The sequence below is a fragment of the Bacteroides sp. 90-K9/2 genome (assembly GCF_047310725.1).
Lineage (GTDB): Bacteria > Bacteroidota > Bacteroidia > Bacteroidales > Bacteroidaceae > Bacteroides > Bacteroides vicugnae.
Map to the genome: position 1 here is coordinate 1,763,781 of NZ_JBCGVL010000001.1, position 16,417 is coordinate 1,780,197.

The 16,417-nt window shown below is 43.5% G+C and carries 14 protein-coding genes and 1 pseudogene; 11 read left to right on the forward strand and 4 right to left on the reverse strand.

Annotation, left to right across the window (positions count from 1 at the left end; genetic code table 11):
* Nucleotides 1-67: 67 nt before the first annotated feature.
* From AAHJ11_RS06625 to AAHJ11_RS06675, 11 genes are all read left to right on the forward strand, one after another.
* The gene (locus tag AAHJ11_RS06625) at nucleotides 68-445 is read left to right on the forward strand and encodes a hypothetical protein (RefSeq protein ID WP_195648563.1); all 378 of its coding nucleotides are present in this window, start codon (nucleotides 68-70) and stop codon (nucleotides 443-445) included.
* A gap of 118 nt (nucleotides 446-563) precedes the next feature.
* On the forward strand, nucleotides 564-914 hold the full coding sequence (locus tag AAHJ11_RS06630) for an NADH-quinone oxidoreductase subunit A (protein ID WP_148366442.1): 351 nt from the start codon (nucleotides 564-566) through the stop codon (nucleotides 912-914).
* Nucleotides 905-1,507 carry an NADH-quinone oxidoreductase subunit B gene (locus AAHJ11_RS06635; protein WP_413579214.1) on the forward strand — a complete coding sequence of 201 codons (603 nt, stop codon included), beginning with the start codon at nucleotides 905-907 and terminating at the stop codon, nucleotides 1,505-1,507. Before AAHJ11_RS06630 ends, AAHJ11_RS06635 begins: the two co-directional genes overlap by 10 nt.
* A 27-nt stretch (nucleotides 1,508-1,534) precedes the next feature.
* Complete coding sequence (locus AAHJ11_RS06640) at nucleotides 1,535-3,127, forward strand: NADH-quinone oxidoreductase subunit D (protein WP_148366443.1); 1,593 nt, start codon at nucleotides 1,535-1,537, stop codon at nucleotides 3,125-3,127.
* Between the two features lie 22 nt (nucleotides 3,128-3,149).
* Complete coding sequence (nuoH, locus tag AAHJ11_RS06645; protein ID WP_195470190.1) at nucleotides 3,150-4,226, forward strand: NADH-quinone oxidoreductase subunit NuoH; 1,077 nt, start codon at nucleotides 3,150-3,152, stop codon at nucleotides 4,224-4,226.
* A gap of 12 nt (nucleotides 4,227-4,238) precedes the next feature.
* Nucleotides 4,239-4,727, forward strand: coding sequence for a 4Fe-4S binding protein (locus tag AAHJ11_RS06650; RefSeq protein ID WP_004305338.1), 489 nt, complete (start codon nucleotides 4,239-4,241; stop codon nucleotides 4,725-4,727).
* Nucleotides 4,728-4,729: 2 nt separating this feature from the next.
* Nucleotides 4,730-5,242, forward strand: a complete 513-nt coding sequence (locus tag AAHJ11_RS06655) for an NADH-quinone oxidoreductase subunit J (protein WP_148366445.1) — start codon at nucleotides 4,730-4,732, stop codon at nucleotides 5,240-5,242.
* Nucleotides 5,243-5,275: 33 nt separating this feature from the next.
* Nucleotides 5,276-5,584: an NADH-quinone oxidoreductase subunit NuoK gene (gene nuoK / locus AAHJ11_RS06660; protein ID WP_004301460.1), complete on the forward strand. Its 309-nt coding sequence runs from the start codon at nucleotides 5,276-5,278 to the stop codon at nucleotides 5,582-5,584.
* Between the two features lie 55 nt (nucleotides 5,585-5,639).
* Nucleotides 5,640-7,580 carry an NADH-quinone oxidoreductase subunit L gene (gene nuoL / locus AAHJ11_RS06665; protein ID WP_258979533.1) on the forward strand — a complete coding sequence of 647 codons (1,941 nt, stop codon included), beginning with the start codon at nucleotides 5,640-5,642 and terminating at the stop codon, nucleotides 7,578-7,580.
* A 38-nt stretch (nucleotides 7,581-7,618) separates the two neighbouring features.
* A complete protein-coding gene (locus AAHJ11_RS06670) occupies nucleotides 7,619-9,103 on the forward strand; it encodes a complex I subunit 4 family protein (RefSeq protein WP_004305342.1) in 1,485 nt (494 codons plus the stop codon).
* A 38-nt stretch (nucleotides 9,104-9,141) separates the two neighbouring features.
* Nucleotides 9,142-10,581: an NADH-quinone oxidoreductase subunit N gene (locus AAHJ11_RS06675; protein WP_148366448.1), complete on the forward strand. Its 1,440-nt coding sequence runs from the start codon at nucleotides 9,142-9,144 to the stop codon at nucleotides 10,579-10,581.
* A gap of 99 nt (nucleotides 10,582-10,680) precedes the next feature.
* On the opposite strand, the gene AAHJ11_RS06680 is transcribed toward AAHJ11_RS06675, so the two are convergent.
* The 4 genes and pseudogenes from AAHJ11_RS06680 to AAHJ11_RS06695 form a co-directional block, all read right to left on the reverse strand.
* The gene (locus AAHJ11_RS06680; protein WP_320982949.1) at nucleotides 10,681-13,491 is read right to left on the reverse strand and encodes an ATP-binding protein; all 2,811 of its coding nucleotides are present in this window, start codon (nucleotides 13,489-13,491) and stop codon (nucleotides 10,681-10,683) included.
* Between the two features lie 190 nt (nucleotides 13,492-13,681).
* Nucleotides 13,682-13,906, reverse strand: a pseudogene (locus tag AAHJ11_RS06685) (hypothetical protein); the annotation flags it as partial.
* A gap of 225 nt (nucleotides 13,907-14,131) precedes the next feature.
* Entirely contained in the window at nucleotides 14,132-15,028 is an 897-nt protein-coding gene (locus tag AAHJ11_RS06690) for an AraC family transcriptional regulator (RefSeq protein ID WP_148366450.1), read from the reverse strand.
* 26 nt (nucleotides 15,029-15,054) lie between these two features.
* On the reverse strand, nucleotides 15,055-16,395 hold the full coding sequence (locus tag AAHJ11_RS06695; RefSeq protein ID WP_148366451.1) for a mechanosensitive ion channel family protein: 1,341 nt from the start codon (nucleotides 16,393-16,395) through the stop codon (nucleotides 15,055-15,057).
* Nucleotides 16,396-16,417 lie beyond the last annotated feature (22 nt).

The following is a 16,417-nucleotide window of genomic DNA, read 5'->3' on the forward strand; positions in this document are numbered from 1 at the left end:
TTTGCCACTCGGACTTTGCAAAAAGTATAAATATTAGTTCTATATTTGCAGCCGTTAAAGGAGAAAGATGAAACAAAGCTTAAAATTCGGACTACTTTTAGTATTGGCTTTGCTCATCCATTGTGCAACTAATGGAGCAATGGAAGATATGTGCAAAGTTTCCTCCCCGACTTATCGGCAGGAGAAGTGCTATGTGTCACAAAATTGTCCGATTCACAATGCTTTAGAACGTCTTTACAACCTTTACGCTACCCAATCTTGCGATATGAGTCATACGGACGTCACGCATGTCCCGGCAAATAAAAGCATACTGTTGCCAGTTGCTTTTTCCGGAGAACATCACAATTCTCAAACACCGTACCACTCTTCATCTTCTCATCCCCCAACGTGCTATTATGATCCTATCTCCTATTATATATATGAGTTAAGAAAGATTGTCATTTAGCCTACAGTACAGTAGACTCTTTTACTCGTCTTTTATTACAGTTGGTTTTATTCTCCATAGGGCGAATAGATTAATTGTTTATTTCTATATAATATTCAATCTAAACAGCTATTGAATTATGAATTTTACATTTTTAGTTGTTGTTTTACTGACAGCGCTTGCTTTTGTCGGTGTAGTAGTAGCTCTTTCGCGTGCTATTTCTCCCCGTTCATACAATCTGCAAAAGTTTGAGGCTTATGAATGTGGTATACCGACACGTGGTAAATCATGGATGCAGTTTCGCGTAGGCTACTACCTGTTTGCTATCCTGTTCCTGATGTTCGATGTCGAAACTGCTTTACTGTTCCCGTGGGCAGTAGTTATGCATGACATGGGACCACAGGGACTTATTAGTATTCTCTTCTTCTTTATCATTTTAGTTCTGGGTCTTGCTTATGCCTGGAGGAAAGGAGCTTTGGAATGGAAATAACCAAAAAGCCAAAAATAAAATCTATTCCGTATGATGAGTTTATCGACAATGAATCATTGGAAAAGTTGGTCAAGGAACTTAATGCAGGAGGAGCAAACGTTGCCCTCGGAGTTCTTGACGACTTTATCAACTGGGGACGCAGTAACTCACTGTGGCCGCTTACCTTTGCAACCAGTTGCTGTGGTATCGAATTTATGGCACTGGGTGCCGCGCGTTATGACATGGCCCGCTTTGGGTTTGAAGTAGCACGTGCCAGTCCGCGCCAAGCTGATATGATTATGGTATGCGGAACAATCACCAATAAAATGGCTCCGGTACTGAAACGACTCTATGACCAGATGCCCGATCCGAAGTATGTGGTTGCCGTAGGCGGATGCGCCGTCAGCGGAGGTCCTTTCAAAAAGTCCTATCATGTGGTTAACGGAGTGGACAAGATTCTTCCGGTAGATGTATATATTCCCGGATGCCCGCCACGTCCTGAAGCTTTCTATTATGGCATGATGCAATTGCAACGCAAAGTAAAAATAGAAAAGTTCTTTGGTGGAGTAAACAGAAAAGAGAAGAAACCGGATTATTTAAAAATTGAAGAATGATTCTACATTCTGTAATTAAAAGGATTTATGCAAGAAATACAATTTATAGCTCCTGCAGCGTTACACGACGAGATGCTGCGCTTGCGAAATGAAAAACAGATGGACTTTCTCGAAAGCCTCACCGGTATGGACTGGGGAGTAGCCGATGAGAAAGACGCTCCGGAAAAACTCCGCGGTTTAGGCGTAGTCTACCATCTGGAATCTACCATTACAGGCGAACGGATAGCATTAAAAACAGCGACAACCAACCGCGAGCTACCTGAAATTCCATCTGTCAGCGACATTTGGAAGATAGCCGACTTCTACGAACGTGAAGTTTTCGATTATTACGGTATCACTTTTGTCGGTCATCCTGACATGCGCCGGCTTTATCTGCGTAACGATTGGATAGGTTATCCAATGCGCAAAGATAATGATCCGGAAAAGGATAACCCATTGTGTATGACCAATGAAGAGACGTTTGATACGACTCAAGAAATAGAACTGAACCCGGACGGAACCATCAAAAATAAAGAGATGAAGCTGTTCGGTGAAGAAGAATATGTAGTTAACATCGGTCCGCAACACCCTGCTACTCATGGTGTAATGCGTTTCCGTGTTTCTCTGGAAGGTGAAATCATTCGTAAGATTGATGCGAACTGCGGTTATATCCACCGGGGCATCGAGAAAATGAATGAAAGCCTCACCTACCCTCAAACATTGGCTTTGACAGACCGCCTTGACTATCTGGGTGCACACCAGAACCGTCATGCACTGTGTATGTGTATTGAAAAAGCCATGGGCGTTGAGGTTAGCGAACGTGTGAAGTATATCCGTACTATTATGGATGAATTGCAACGTATCGACTCTCACTTGCTGTTCTACTCTTGTCTTGCCATGGACTTGGGAGCGTTAACAGCATTTTTCTATGGATTCCGTGATCGCGAGAAAATTCTCGACATTTTTGAAGAGACTTGTGGCGGACGTCTGATTATGAACTACAATACAATTGGCGGTGTACAGGCTGATCTTCATCCTAACTTCGTCAAACGAGTAAAAGAGTTCATTCCTTATATGAGAGGAATCATCCACGAATATCATGATATATTTACGGGTAACATCATCGCACAAAGCCGTATGAAAGGCGTCGGTGTGTTAAGCCGTGAAGATGCCATCTCTTTCGGTTGTACCGGAGGTACAGGCCGTGCTTCAGGATGGGCGTGTGACGTACGTAAACGAATGCCATACGGTGTATACGACAAAGTAGATTTCAAAGAAATTATTTATACGGAAGGTGACTGCTTTGCCCGTTATCTGGTGCGTATGGATGAAATCATGGAAAGTCTGAACATCATCGAACAATTAATAGACAATATTCCCGAAGGACCTTATCAGGAGAAGATGAAGCCTATCATCCGTGTTCCGGAAGGCAGTTATTATGCTGCAGTAGAAGGAAGCCGTGGTGAATTTGGTGTCTTCCTTGAAAGCCAGGGTGACAAAACACCTTACCGCCTGCACTACCGTGCTACGGGATTGCCGCTTGTTGCCGCAATCGACACCATCTGCCGGGGAACGAAGATTGCCGACTTAATTGCTATTGGCGGAACAATAGATTATGTCGTTCCGGATATTGATAGATAAAATACTTAATTATTAAGAATATATGTTCGACTTTAGTATAGTAACAAACTGGATACATGAGCTACTGCTCTCCATTATGCCGGAGGGATTAGCCATCTTTATAGAATGTGTAGCTGTCGGCGTGTGCCTCGTAGCACTATATGCCATCCTGGCTATCATATTGATCTACATGGAGCGTAAAGTTTGCGGTTTCTTCCAGTGTCGTCTTGGTCCGAACCGTGTTGGTAAATGGGGTTCTATTCAAGTGGTCTGTGACGTACTCAAAATGATGACCAAAGAAATCTTCATGCCGAAGGGTGCCGACCATTTCCTTTACAATCTTGCTCCATTCATGGTGATTATCGCCTCATTCCTGACTTTCGCTTGTATTCCTTTTAATAAAGGTGCAGCGATTCTGGACTTTAACGTAGGCGTGTTCTTCCTATTGGCTGCTTCCAGCATTGGAGTTGTCGGTATCTTGCTGGCCGGTTGGGGTAGTAACAACAAATTCTCTTTGATTGGTGCCATGCGAAGCGGTGCACAGATTATCAGTTACGAACTTTCTGTTGGTATGAGTATCATGACTATGGTAGTGCTGATGGGAACCATGCAATTTTCTGAAATCGTAGAAGGACAGGCTGACGGCTGGTTCATCTTCAAAGGACATATCCCTGCTGTCATTGCTTTTATCATTTACCTGATTGCCGGAAATGCAGAATGTAACCGTGGCCCGTTCGACCTTCCCGAAGCTGAAAGTGAGCTGACTGCCGGATACCACACAGAATACTCCGGTATGGGTTTCGGTTTCTTCTATCTGGCAGAATACCTGAATCTGTTTATCGTGGCCAGTGTTGCCACCACTATCTTTCTGGGAGGATGGATGCCGTTACACATCGTCGGGCTGGATGGATTCAACACTGTAATGGATTATATTCCGGGCTTTATCTGGTTCTTCGCTAAAGCATTCTTCGTGGTGTTCCTTCTGATGTGGATCAAATGGACGTTCCCACGTTTACGTATCGACCAGATTCTGAATCTGGAATGGAAATATCTGGTTCCAATTTCTATGGTAAACCTATTATTAATGGCATGCTGCGTAGCTTTCGGCTTCCACTTTTGATAAATGAAAATTATGGAATATAAAGATAAAAAATATACGTACTTAGGTGGTCTGGTGCACGGCATCAGCACACTGGCAACGGGTATGAAAACCAGCATCAAGGTATACTTCCGTAAGAAAGTGACCGAGCAATATCCCGAAAACCGGAAAGAGCTGAAAATGTTCGACCGTTTCCGTGGTACGCTGAATATGCCCCACAATGAGAATAATGAACATCGCTGTGTAGCCTGCGGATTATGCCAAATGGCTTGTCCGAACGATACAATCAAAGTGACCAGCGAAACCGTCGAAACAGAAGATGGCAAGAAAAAGAAAATCCTGGCAACCTATGAATATGACCTGGGTGCCTGTATGTTCTGCCAACTCTGTGTCAATGCTTGTCCGCATGATGCGATTACGTTCGACCAGAACTTCGAACATGCAGTATTCGACCGGACGAAACTTGTCCTGAAACTGAATCACGACGGTAGTAAAGTAATAGAAAAGAAAAAAGAAGTTTAGATATGGGATCAACACTTGAAACAGTAGTATTCTACTTTTTGGCAGCATTTATTATTGCTATGTCCATCATGACGGTGACTACCCAACGTATCGTACGCTCGGCCACCTACCTGCTCTTCGTGCTCTTCGGCACGGCCGGCATCTATTTTTTGCTGGGTTACACCTTCCTGGGCTCTGTTCAGATAATGGTTTATGCCGGTGGTATCGTCGTTCTTTATGTATTCTCCATCCTGTTGACCAGCGGAGAAGGTGATCGAGCCGAGAAAGTGAAACGAAGTAAGCTCCTGGCCGGGCTCATTACCATGATTGCCGGTTTAGCAATTATCCTGACCATCACGTTGAAACATAATTTTATGCAGACGGCTAATCTTGCCCCGCACGAGATCAATATTCATGCCATCGGGAACGCTTTGCTTAGTAGCGACAAATACGGTTATATATTACCTTTCGAAGCTGTCAGTATCCTGTTGCTGGCTTGTATCATCGGTGGTATCATAATTGCACGTAAGAGATAGAAAATCAAGTATTAACTATTAAGTATTAAGTATATGATACACATGGAATATTATCTGGTAGTTTCTACCATCATGATGTTTGCAGGAATCTATGGATTCTTTACCCGCCGGAACACACTGGCTATCCTGATTTCTGTAGAGTTAATGCTGAACGCCACGGACATCAACTTTGCCGTATTCAACCGTTTTCTCTTTCCGGAGGGAATGGAAGGCTATTTCTTTGCACTCTTTTCCATCGCCATCTCGGCTGCGGAAACTGCAGTAGCCATTGCCATCATGATTAACATTTATCGTAATCTCCGGAGCATCCAGGTGCGCAACTTGGACGAGCTGAAGTGGTGATTTGTTTCTCACCAAGAACAAATAATAATAAATCAAGTAATAAAAATAAAACTGTATGGAACTAACAATTCTAATACTCCTTCTTCCTTTCTTCTCCTTTCTCATACTGGGAATCGGAGGTAAATGGATGTCCCATCGGACAGCGGGCACAATTGGTACGCTGATACTGGGAGCAGTAGCGGTACTATCCTACGTTACAGCTATCCAATATTTCTCGGCTCCACGACTGGAAGACGGAACATTCGCCACACTGATACCTTACAACTTCACGTGGCTTCCTTTTACAGAGACCTTACACTTTGATTTGGGCATCCTGCTCGATCCTATATCAGTAATGATGTTGATTGTCATCTCTACCGTGTCACTGATGGTACATATCTACTCTTTCAGCTACATGAAAGGTGAGGTAGGTTTTCAACGTTATTATGCTTTCCTATCCCTGTTTACCATGTCTATGCTGGGATTGGTTGTTGCAACCAACATCTTCCAGATGTACCTTTTCTGGGAATTGGTGGGTGTAAGCTCTTATCTGCTAATCGGTTTCTACTATACAAAACCTGCTGCGGTTGCCGCTTCCAAGAAAGCGTTTATTGTCACTCGCTTTGCCGACTTGGGCTTCCTGATCGGTATCCTGATTTACGGATATTATGGTGGTACATTCGGATTTACCCCGGACACGGTATCCTTGATAAGCGGTGGAGCTTCTATGCTTCCATTGGCTCTCGGATTGATGTTTGTCGGTGGTGCCGGTAAAAGTGCCATGTTCCCGTTGCATATCTGGTTGCCGGATGCAATGGAAGGTCCTACTCCGGTCAGTGCATTGATTCATGCGGCTACCATGGTTGTTGCCGGTGTATATTTGGTGGCACGTATGTTCCCGCTTTTCATTGCCTATGCACCGAATACGCTGCACATGGTTGCCTGGGTAGGTGCATTCACCGCATTCTATGCAGCAAGTGTGGCTTGCGTACAATCAGATATTAAACGCGTACTGGCTTTCTCTACCATTTCACAGATTGGTTTCATGATGGTAGCTCTGGGTGTTTGTACTTCCATGGATCCTCACGAAGGAGGCTTGGGCTACATGGCTTCCATGTTCCACCTCTTCACACATGCTATGTTTAAGGCATTGCTCTTCCTCGGTGCAGGTAGTATCATTCATGCTGTACATTCTAACGAAATGTCCGCGATGGGAGGTTTACGCAAATATATGCCGATCACTCACTGGACATTCCTGATTGCTTGTCTTGCTATTGCCGGTATTCCTCCATTCTCGGGTTTCTTCTCGAAAGATGAAATTCTGGCTGCTTGCTTCCAATACAGCCCTGTAATGGGATGGGTAATGACAGTAATTGCTGCGATGACCGCTTTCTATATGTTCCGTCTCTACTACGGTATTTTTTGGGGAAGCGAGCCGCTCCGGGCAGATTCCCATTCGGAACATAACACACCGAAGGGAAACTTGGAAGCGGCACCTTGCCGTCCTTGCCGCCCACATGAAAGTCCGTTGGCTATGACTTTCCCATTGATGTTTCTGGCGGCAGTAACTTGTGGAGCCGGATTTATTCCTTTCGGACACTTCATCAGTTCGAATGGAGAATCTTATTCCATCCATCTCGATCCGTCGGTGGCTATTACGAGCGTTGTCATTGCGATTATTTCGATTGCAATCGCTACATGGATGTACAAGAATGCCAAACAGCCAGTTGCCGATTCATTGGCAAAACAGTTCAAAGGTCTGCACAAGGCTGCTTATAACCGCTTCTATATTGACGATATATACCAGTTTATCACGCATAAGATTATCTTCCGCTGCATCTCTACTCCTATCGCATGGTTCGACCGTCATGTAGTGGATGGATTCTTTGATTTTCTGGCATGGGCTACCAACACAACAAGCGACGAGATCCGTGGTTTGCAGAGCGGTCAGGTACAACAATATGCATACGTGTTCCTTTGCGGTGCACTGGCACTTATCCTACTGCTGATTCTCTAAATAGTAAATAGTAAATCTTTAAATAGTAAATCATAAAGATGAATTTCTTATCAATATTCGTACTTATCCCCTTATTGATGCTGGCCGGACTCTGGGCAGCACGAGGAATCAAAGCCATCCGGGGGGTTATGGTTACTGGCGCATCGGCACTTCTGATTGCCTCCGTCGTACTTACATTCCTGTATCTGGGAGAGCGTAGTGCCGGAAACACGGCAGAAATGCTTTTCCGTGCAGATACGCTTTGGTATGCCCCGCTTCACATATCCTATTCAGTAGGTGTTGACGGAATTTCGGTAGCCATGTTGTTACTGTCCGCTGTCATTGTGTTCACCGGTACATTTGCTTCCTGGCGTCTGCAACCGCTGACAAAAGAATATTTCCTTTGGTTCACCCTATTGTCTATGGGAGTATTCGGATTCTTTATATCCGTCGATTTATTCACCATGTTCATGTTCTACGAAATCGCATTGATACCGATGTACCTGTTGATTGGTGTATGGGGATCAGGACGTAAAGAATATGCAGCCATGAAGCTGACCCTCATGTTGATGGGTGGTTCTGCCTTCCTGCTGATCGGTATTCTCGGAATCTATTTCGGTTCGGGAGCAACCACTATGAACCTCCTCGAAATCGCGCAGTTGCACAACATACCTTTTGCACAGCAATGCATCTGGTTCCCGCTGACTTTCCTTGGTTTCGGTGTATTAGGTGCCCTTTTCCCGTTCCACACATGGAGTCCTGACGGTCACGCTTCCGCCCCGACTGCCGTATCTATGCTTCATGCCGGAGTATTGATGAAACTGGGAGGTTACGGATGTTTCCGTATTGCCATGTATCTGATGCCGGAAGCTGCTAACGAACTTTCATGGATATTCCTGATATTGACAGGTATCTCTGTAGTTTACGGTGCATTCTCCGCTTGCGTACAAACCGACTTGAAATATATCAATGCTTATTCATCCGTATCTCACTGCGGACTGGTTCTTTTCGCCATTCTGATGCTGAATCAGACAGCAGCAACAGGAGCTATCCTTCAGATGCTTTCACACGGATTGATGACAGCCTTGTTCTTTGCTCTTATCGGTATGATTTATGGACGTACACACACACGTGACGTTCGCGAGCTTGCCGGCTTAATGAAAGTTATGCCGTTCCTTAGCGTATGTTATGTAATTGCCGGTCTTGCCAACCTCGGTCTGCCGGGATTAAGTGGCTTTATTGCTGAAATGACTATTTTCGTCGGCTCTTTCCAGAACAACGACCAGTTCCACCGGGTACTGACTATCATCGCTTGTTCTTCGATTGTGATTACTGCAGTCTACATTCTGCGTCTGGTAGGTAAAATTCTATACGGAACCTGTACCAACAAACATCATCTCGAACTGACTGATGCGACTTGGGACGAACGTGTAGCCGTTATCTGCCTCATCGTTTGTGTAGCCGGACTAGGTATGGCTCCTTTCTGGGTTAGCCACATGATTGGTGAAAGTGTACTCCCCGTAGTCTCACAACTGATTCCATAGCCCTTTAATTTTTAATCTTTAATTTTGAATTGATAAAGATGGATTATTCACAATTTCTATATATGCGAGAAGAGCTGTCGCTCATAGCCGTCTTACTGCTGCTATTTCTAGCTGACCTCTTCATGAGTCCGGATGCACACAAAAATGGTGGGAAAGCACGCCTGAACACAATGTTACCCGTTATTCTGATGGCTATCCATACAGCTATCAATTTAATTCCGGGAACTGCAGCCGATGCATTCGGCGGTATGTATCATTATGTACCGATGCACACAGTGATTAAATCAATCCTGAACGTCGGCACACTGATTGTTTTCCTGATGGCACACGAATGGATGAAAAGAGAAGATACTTCGTTCAAGCAAGGAGAATTCTATGTACTAACACTCTCTACCTTGTTTGGTATGTACCTCATGATTTCTGCCGGACACTTCCTGATGTTCTTCATCGGACTGGAAACTGCTTCTATCCCGATGGCAGCGCTGATTGCCTTTGACAAATACCGTCATAACTCTGCCGAAGCAGGAGCCAAATACATTCTGACAGCTCTTTTCTCCAGTGCATTACTGTTGTTCGGTCTGTCAATGATCTACGGTTCTGCCGGTACTCTTTATTTCGATGACCTTCCTGCCCATATTGACGGAAATCCGTTGCAGATCATGGCATTTGTATTCTTCTTTGCAGGAATGGCATTCAAATTATCATTGGTTCCGTTCCACTTATGGACAGCAGACGTTTACGAAGGTGCTCCGAGTGCAGTTACCGCTTATTTGAGCGTTATATCAAAAGGATCGGCAGCATTTGTTTTGTTGGCTGTACTTATCAAAGTATTCGCTCCAATGATCAATGACTGGCAGGAAGTACTTTATTGGGTAACCATCGCTTCTATCACGATTGCCAATATATTTGCTGTCCGTCAGCAGAACCTGAAACGTTTGATGGCGTTCTCCAGTATTTCACAAGCGGGATACATTATGTTGGGCGTTATCGGAGGTACGGCACAAGGCATGACAGCTTTGGTATATTACGTATTAGTGTACGCTGCTGCCAACCTCGGAGTATTTGCCGTGATTACTATCGTGGCATTACGCAGTCAGAAATTCACGCTCGAAGATTATGCAGGACTTTATAAAACGAATCCCAAAATCGCTTTCCTGATGACTCTGTCTCTGTTCTCATTGGCAGGTATCCCTCCGTTTGCCGGATTCTTCTCGAAGTTCTTTATCTTCATGGCTGCTTTCGATGCAGGTTTCCACTTGCTGGTATTCATTGCATTGGTAAATACAGTGATTTCATTGTACTATTATCTGTTGATTGTAAAAGCAATGTATGTCACTCCTTCCGACAACCCGATTCCTACTTTCCGCAGCGACCGCTGCACGAAATGGGGACTGGCACTCTGCACACTGGGTATCATCGGACTGGGTATCGCAAGTATCGTATATCAGTCTATCGATAAATTGTCGTTCGGAATATAAACGAACTACCTCTATAACATAAGAAACGGTCTTGGTTTCATGTCCCTATCAATCGACATCAAAACCAAGACCGTTTCCTTTATATATTAAATTGCCCCTTTACCGGGCACAACTCATCTCTTCCGTCACAATTACCCCAGGAATAGTAAACCAGAACCGTGATCCTTTTCCTTTTTCAGAGTCAACGCCAATACGTCCACCCAGTTGTTCTACAATGCTTTGACAGATAGAAAGTCCCAATCCTGTACCGTGCACAAAAGAATTAAGCTTCACAAAACGTTCAAAAATATGCGGTAACTGCTCTTTCTCAATACCGATTCCCGTATCTTTGACATAAAACTCCAACTCTCCTTCTTTTATTTCATATCCGACATGAATACTCCCTTCGGAGGTAAACTTCATTGCATTATTAACAAAGTTAGAGATCACCTGATGTATGCGATTACGATCACTAATGACATGACAGACAGGAAGATGATTATCGAGTACCAGTTCCACGTCTTCTTTCGCTTTCATACGCATCGAGCGGACAATATCCTCACACAACAGATTTACATCTACGTCTCCATTAGTAAACTCAAACGTACCAGCCTCAATCTTCGAGAGGTCGAGTATATCCGAAATAAGTTGCAGTAACAGATCATTATTCTCACGTACAATCTTAATATACTCCTGACGTTCTGCCACGTCTTCAGTTTCCACCAACAAATCGGAGAAACCAACAATAGCATTCAGCGGCGTACGGATTTCATGACTCATATTTGCAAGGAAAGCACTTTTCAAGCGATCCATCATCTCCGCTTTATCGCGTGCCTGAATCAATTCGGCTTCGGTCTCTTTCAGCTCTGTGATGTCATAATTGATACCGATGATTTCTATTTCGTTTTCTTCCGGTCTATAGTTAGTGACCATTACATTACTATTTACCCAATTCCATTCGTTCTTTGTTCCGGGACGACGAATACGCACTTCTCCCTGAAAATGCCTCCTTTTTCCCTTCTTGACTTCGTCATAGAAATCAAAGAAACGTTTACGGTCTTCCGGATGCATTTTGCCATAAACTCCCACAACCTCACTCAAAGGAATATCTTCTTCCTCACCCAAATTCTTATACCACTGTTTAATAGCATAACCTTTCCGGTTCAAAAGATTCAGTTTAGCATAACCTACCTTGGCATAGTCGGATATCATCAGGAAGAAATTCTCAAAATCACGGATACGATTCATCGCGTCGATGCGTTCCGTATTGTCAATGCTGATTAAGATATATCCGTTAAAGTTACCCTCGTTGTCATATAGTTTACTAACTTTCGAATATAGTTCGATCACGTTGGAGCGGCTTGTTTCATAATATCCCCCGGTTTGCTCAAAAGAATAGTTAAGCCGGAAATCGACTAAATCCTCATTCCTCACACGATCACGGATGTTCTGTGGTACATTCGGATTCTCAAAGAAATTAACCCCTATTACATCCGATTTATTCACTACACCGAATATCTCCAGATCTTTATTATTTAAATCCACCAGATACCCGTCCTTATCATAGATTTCGACTCCTGCCGGGATATTGGTAAAGATGTTCTTAAATAACTTTTCGCTCCGGTCCAGTGCCCGATTGGCTTTCACTGATCCCGTGGAATCGAGGAACAAGCCGACAACTTCATCCTGTTCAGGAGAATAAATAATCCAATGCGTATAGCGTTCCGTTTTAGGAAAATATTCATCTTTTTCCCTATAAGAATCACTATCCAGGATCTCTTTCAGGAAATCAAGTTTTTGGAGATAGTCGGAATGTTTTTCAGATCCCAAAGCACCAATATAAGATTCCAAAGGATGTCCGAAAAATGTGGAACTTACCTCATTTGCATCCGTCACCCGATAATCACATGGCTTATTATTCTCGTCACGGATAATCGACATACGGATATAACCCATCGGCATAAAATGGAACAGGTTATTCAGGAAAGCCTGTTCACGGATCACCTTGTCCTTGGCCTTACGCAACTCGATACAAATGCTTATAATATTTCCCAATGAAGAGAACCATTGAAAATCTTCATTACTCCAGCCATGGTAATTTTTCACCAGATCAATGCCCATATACCCCCAAACGTGATCACCCGTCATCAAAGGAGTAACCATTAAAGAACGAATCCCCTGAACAGCAAGTATCTTATACTCATCGGCTGCTGCTTCCGGTAACTGTTCCAATGTATCTAAGAGAATAGGTTTACCAGCTAATATCTGTTCACTCCACCACTTCGATTGACTGATAGGCATATTTTGGAGAGTCTCTTTTTCAGCTGATACCCCTTCGGAAACAACTTCATAAGTACAGCTATGATGGGTGTGAGTCTCATCATATTCAAAAATATAAACGCGTCCTTCGCCATTATATAGATTCAGTATATCTCTTAAAATATCTGTTATACAAGATTCCACCTCTTCATCACGAAGGAAACGAAGCAACGATTGCGACACAAAATTCTGACGGCGAAGCAAGTCATTCACACGTCTTAATGCATCCCTTTGATCTTCTTCCTTAGGAGCTTCGACACGCTGGATTACTCCGAAAGATTTATCACCTCCATCAGCACCTGCTCCCTTCTCACGAAAAGCCAGACGAGTATGTAACCAAACCTCACCATATTTGGAATGAATAGGAAAAGTTTGTTCATAAAAGTCCTTATGAATAGAAGTGTTTGCCTGAAACTCTTGGGTAATTTGCTTGCGATAATCTTCACGTACCAGATTCAAAAAATCCGAATTAGAAATAGTGTCTCCATCCAAGCCCAGAAGATCACAAAGATAATCGGAACATAAGTAATATCCTGTCGTTAAATCTACTTCCCACCACCCGATCTGTGCAAGAGAAGCCATTTTATGGTACCGCTCGTTGTCTGTTTGCATAATTTATATCATTGTAAGATAATAGGTCGACAAATATACGAAAAAGGAAATCACTCATACCATAAAAAACCAAATAAAAAAACTAAAATAGGATTACGAAAACAAACAAATAGAATATGGGAGAATCTGTTTGTTACAAATACTCCCATACCTCCTATTAAAAAATAAACCTCGCTAATCTATATCTTAATTATAATGAGGAGAAATTATATCCGGTCCAAGTGAACAGGGATGCATCTGCACCAGTGTTAGTAGCAGGTTCGGTAAATGTATTCAATGTACCGTTCAGCTTCGTTTTATATTGCAGAGTATTCGTTATGCTAATGCTGGAAGCTGGATTTCCCGCACCTTTGCTGTCGTTCATATCAATCAGGTCGATGGTTCCGCCGGTTCCTTTGACAAGCGCATTGATAATCTTTCATTGCTATCTTTATTTCCTTTCCTGCTTATGACAGGCAATGCCAACCCGCTGGCACAACTGTGCCATCGCAATGGCACAACAGTGACAACGTAGTGGCACAACTGTGACAAGCCGCTGGCACAAGCCCTCGTCCAGAGCATCTCCAGAGGCTTCCTTTGCAGAAAAAACGGAGTCCGGGGGGGGACTAGCGTCAACCGGTCTCTATCCCCTCGCCAATCACTAAATCAATTTCTTTTTCTTCCGGTAGTTCTCACGAAACTCTTTGGGCGAACAACTCTTTTTCTTTTTAAAGATACGGTTGAAATTGGAAAGGTTATTGAAACCGCACTCATAACAAATCTCGGCAATAGACATGGTAGAATCGACCAGCAACCGGGAAGCAAAGCCCAAACGAATGTCTATGATATAATCAGATAAGTTCTTTCCGGTACGCAGTTTGAAGAACCGGCTGAACGACACATCCGTCATTCCCACCATATCAGCCAATTGCCCCAGACGTATTTCCTCCTGATAATGTGCATTGATATATTCCTGCACTTTTTGCACACGGCGGCTGTCCGAATGAATATCTATCTTGGCAAAAGACGAACTGGACAACGTACGGGCTTCTTCTTCAAAGAGAGAAAGCTCATACAGTATCGTCATAAACTTGATGACTGCATAGAATCCCTGTTTCTCGGAAGCAAGCGTATCCAGCAACGGATAAATTTTCAGTATGGCAGACATGGGAAAACAAAGTCCCTTCTGTGCCTTATCCAGCATCCGGCGGATAGAATCGAATTGATTCTTATTGATAAAGCTCTTGAAGAAAAGATCGGAAGAAAACTGGATGGTAATCTCCCGTATCTCTTTAGAACGACAGTCGTTCTGTTCCCAGACGTGTTCCAAGTCTTTTCCCGTTATCAGCACCAGATCATAGTCGCCTATCACTTCGGAAGAATCTCCTACAATCCGCCTCACCCCGGCAGCCTTTTCGGTGAAATTCAATTCAAATTCGGAGTGATTGTGAATAGGATAAGTGAATTCCGTTTTATAACGCTCCGCAATGTAAAAGCAATCCTTATCTGATAAAGGAGTGATTTCACGGATAATCTGGTTGGATAACGGTGTAGTCATAGTAGTAGTAATTTATAAACGTTTGATTAGTTTTCTATCTTTACCCCTATCCGATGGAAGTCGGCTCCCGACGGATTCTGGAAGACACGCAGATCGAATTCAGGAATAATGGCAAGCACATGATCGAAAACATCTGCCTGTATGCCTTCATAGGCAACCCATACTTTATTGGCAGAAAAGAAGTAAAGTTCCAACGGAATACCGGTTTCGGTAGGCTGGAGCTGGCGTACCATGCAGGTCAGATCCTGATTGACGGTAGGCAGGTTTTTCAGATAATTAGTCAGATAGGCGCGGAAAACTCCCAGGTTTGTTTGCCGACGTCCATTCACTAATACGGAGTTGTCGATGTGATGCTCCTTATTATATTCTTCCACTACCTTTTCCGTTTCATCCACATAGTTCGTCAAAAGTTGTATCTTCCGGTATTTTGCCAACATTTCCGGTGTACAGAAGTGCACGCTGGTCATGTCTATATTAATGGAACGTTTCACACGGCGTCCGCCGGATTCCTGCATTCCCTGCCAGTTCTGGAAAGAGTCACTAATCAACAGGTAAGGAGGAATGGTGGTGATGGTGTTATCAAAGTTACGCACCTTTACGGTGTTCAATGTTACCTCTATCACCGTACCGTCCGCACCATATTTCGGCATCGTGATCCAATCGCCCACTTTCAGCATATTATTGGCAGAAAGCTGGATGCCGGAGACAAATCCCATGATACTGTCCTTGAAGACTAACATCAAAACGGCAGCGGAAGCTCCCAGTCCGGTCAGCAGCACCACCGGGCTTTGCTTTATCAGGATACTGATAATAATAATGGCTCCTATAAAGAAGAGAACGACTTGTGCTGTCTGCAAAAGTCCCTTCAAAGGTTTGTCCTTATATTGTTCACGTGCGCTATATACGAGGTAAACGGCTGTGAACAGCGCACTGACGAAGCGAAGAAAGACTGCCAGGATATAAATCATGCAAAGTCTGCGAAGGAAGTCCAGCAAACCGGAGTCCGCATGTTCGGGAAATGCGATAGGGATAGATATATAAATCAAAATAGGTGCTACCAATCTGCTGATATTCAGCATCACTTTATCATTAAATACAATATCATCCCAAGTTGCTTTCGTCTGTTTCACCAATCTGGCTACGGTACGCAGAATAATCTTGCGGCAAATCAGATTGGCTAATAAAGCGATTCCGATTATGCACAATAAGATGATAAAGTTATCAATCTTATCTGCCCAGACTTCATCTACTCCCATCGAAAGCAAAGCATGGTTTACTTCTTGCATCATTACATTACCTGCTTCTTCCGGCTGTCCATTTGCCAATGCTATACTCACAGTGTCAACTACTTCCTTTACTTCTTTCATAAGCAATCTTCTCTCTCTCTTT

Excerpts from the sequence above, each read along its gene's own strand:
- nuoL (WP_258979533.1), top strand. The coding sequence starts at position 5,640 with ATGGAACTAACAATTCTAATACTCCTTCTTCCTTTCTTCTCCTTTCTC.
- AAHJ11_RS06640 (WP_148366443.1), top strand. The coding sequence starts at position 1,535 with ATGCAAGAAATACAATTTATAGCTCCTGCAGCGTTACACGACGAGATG.
- AAHJ11_RS06675 (WP_148366448.1), top strand. The coding sequence starts at position 9,142 with ATGGATTATTCACAATTTCTATATATGCGAGAAGAGCTGTCGCTCATA.
- AAHJ11_RS06670 (WP_004305342.1), top strand. The coding sequence starts at position 7,619 with ATGAATTTCTTATCAATATTCGTACTTATCCCCTTATTGATGCTGGCC.
- AAHJ11_RS06680 (WP_320982949.1), bottom strand. The coding sequence starts at position 13,491 with ATGCAAACAGACAACGAGCGGTACCATAAAATGGCTTCTCTTGCACAG.
- AAHJ11_RS06695 (WP_148366451.1), bottom strand. The coding sequence starts at position 16,395 with ATGAAAGAAGTAAAGGAAGTAGTTGACACTGTGAGTATAGCATTGGCA.
- AAHJ11_RS06630 (WP_148366442.1), top strand. The coding sequence starts at position 564 with ATGAATTTTACATTTTTAGTTGTTGTTTTACTGACAGCGCTTGCTTTT.
- AAHJ11_RS06625 (WP_195648563.1), top strand. The coding sequence starts at position 68 with ATGAAACAAAGCTTAAAATTCGGACTACTTTTAGTATTGGCTTTGCTC.
- nuoK (WP_004301460.1), top strand. The coding sequence starts at position 5,276 with ATGATACACATGGAATATTATCTGGTAGTTTCTACCATCATGATGTTT.
- AAHJ11_RS06655 (WP_148366445.1), top strand. The coding sequence starts at position 4,730 with ATGGGATCAACACTTGAAACAGTAGTATTCTACTTTTTGGCAGCATTT.
- nuoH (WP_195470190.1), top strand. The coding sequence starts at position 3,150 with ATGTTCGACTTTAGTATAGTAACAAACTGGATACATGAGCTACTGCTC.
- AAHJ11_RS06650 (WP_004305338.1), top strand. The coding sequence starts at position 4,239 with ATGGAATATAAAGATAAAAAATATACGTACTTAGGTGGTCTGGTGCAC.
- AAHJ11_RS06690 (WP_148366450.1), bottom strand. The coding sequence starts at position 15,028 with ATGACTACACCGTTATCCAACCAGATTATCCGTGAAATCACTCCTTTA.
- AAHJ11_RS06635 (WP_413579214.1), top strand. The coding sequence starts at position 905 with ATGGAAATAACCAAAAAGCCAAAAATAAAATCTATTCCGTATGATGAG.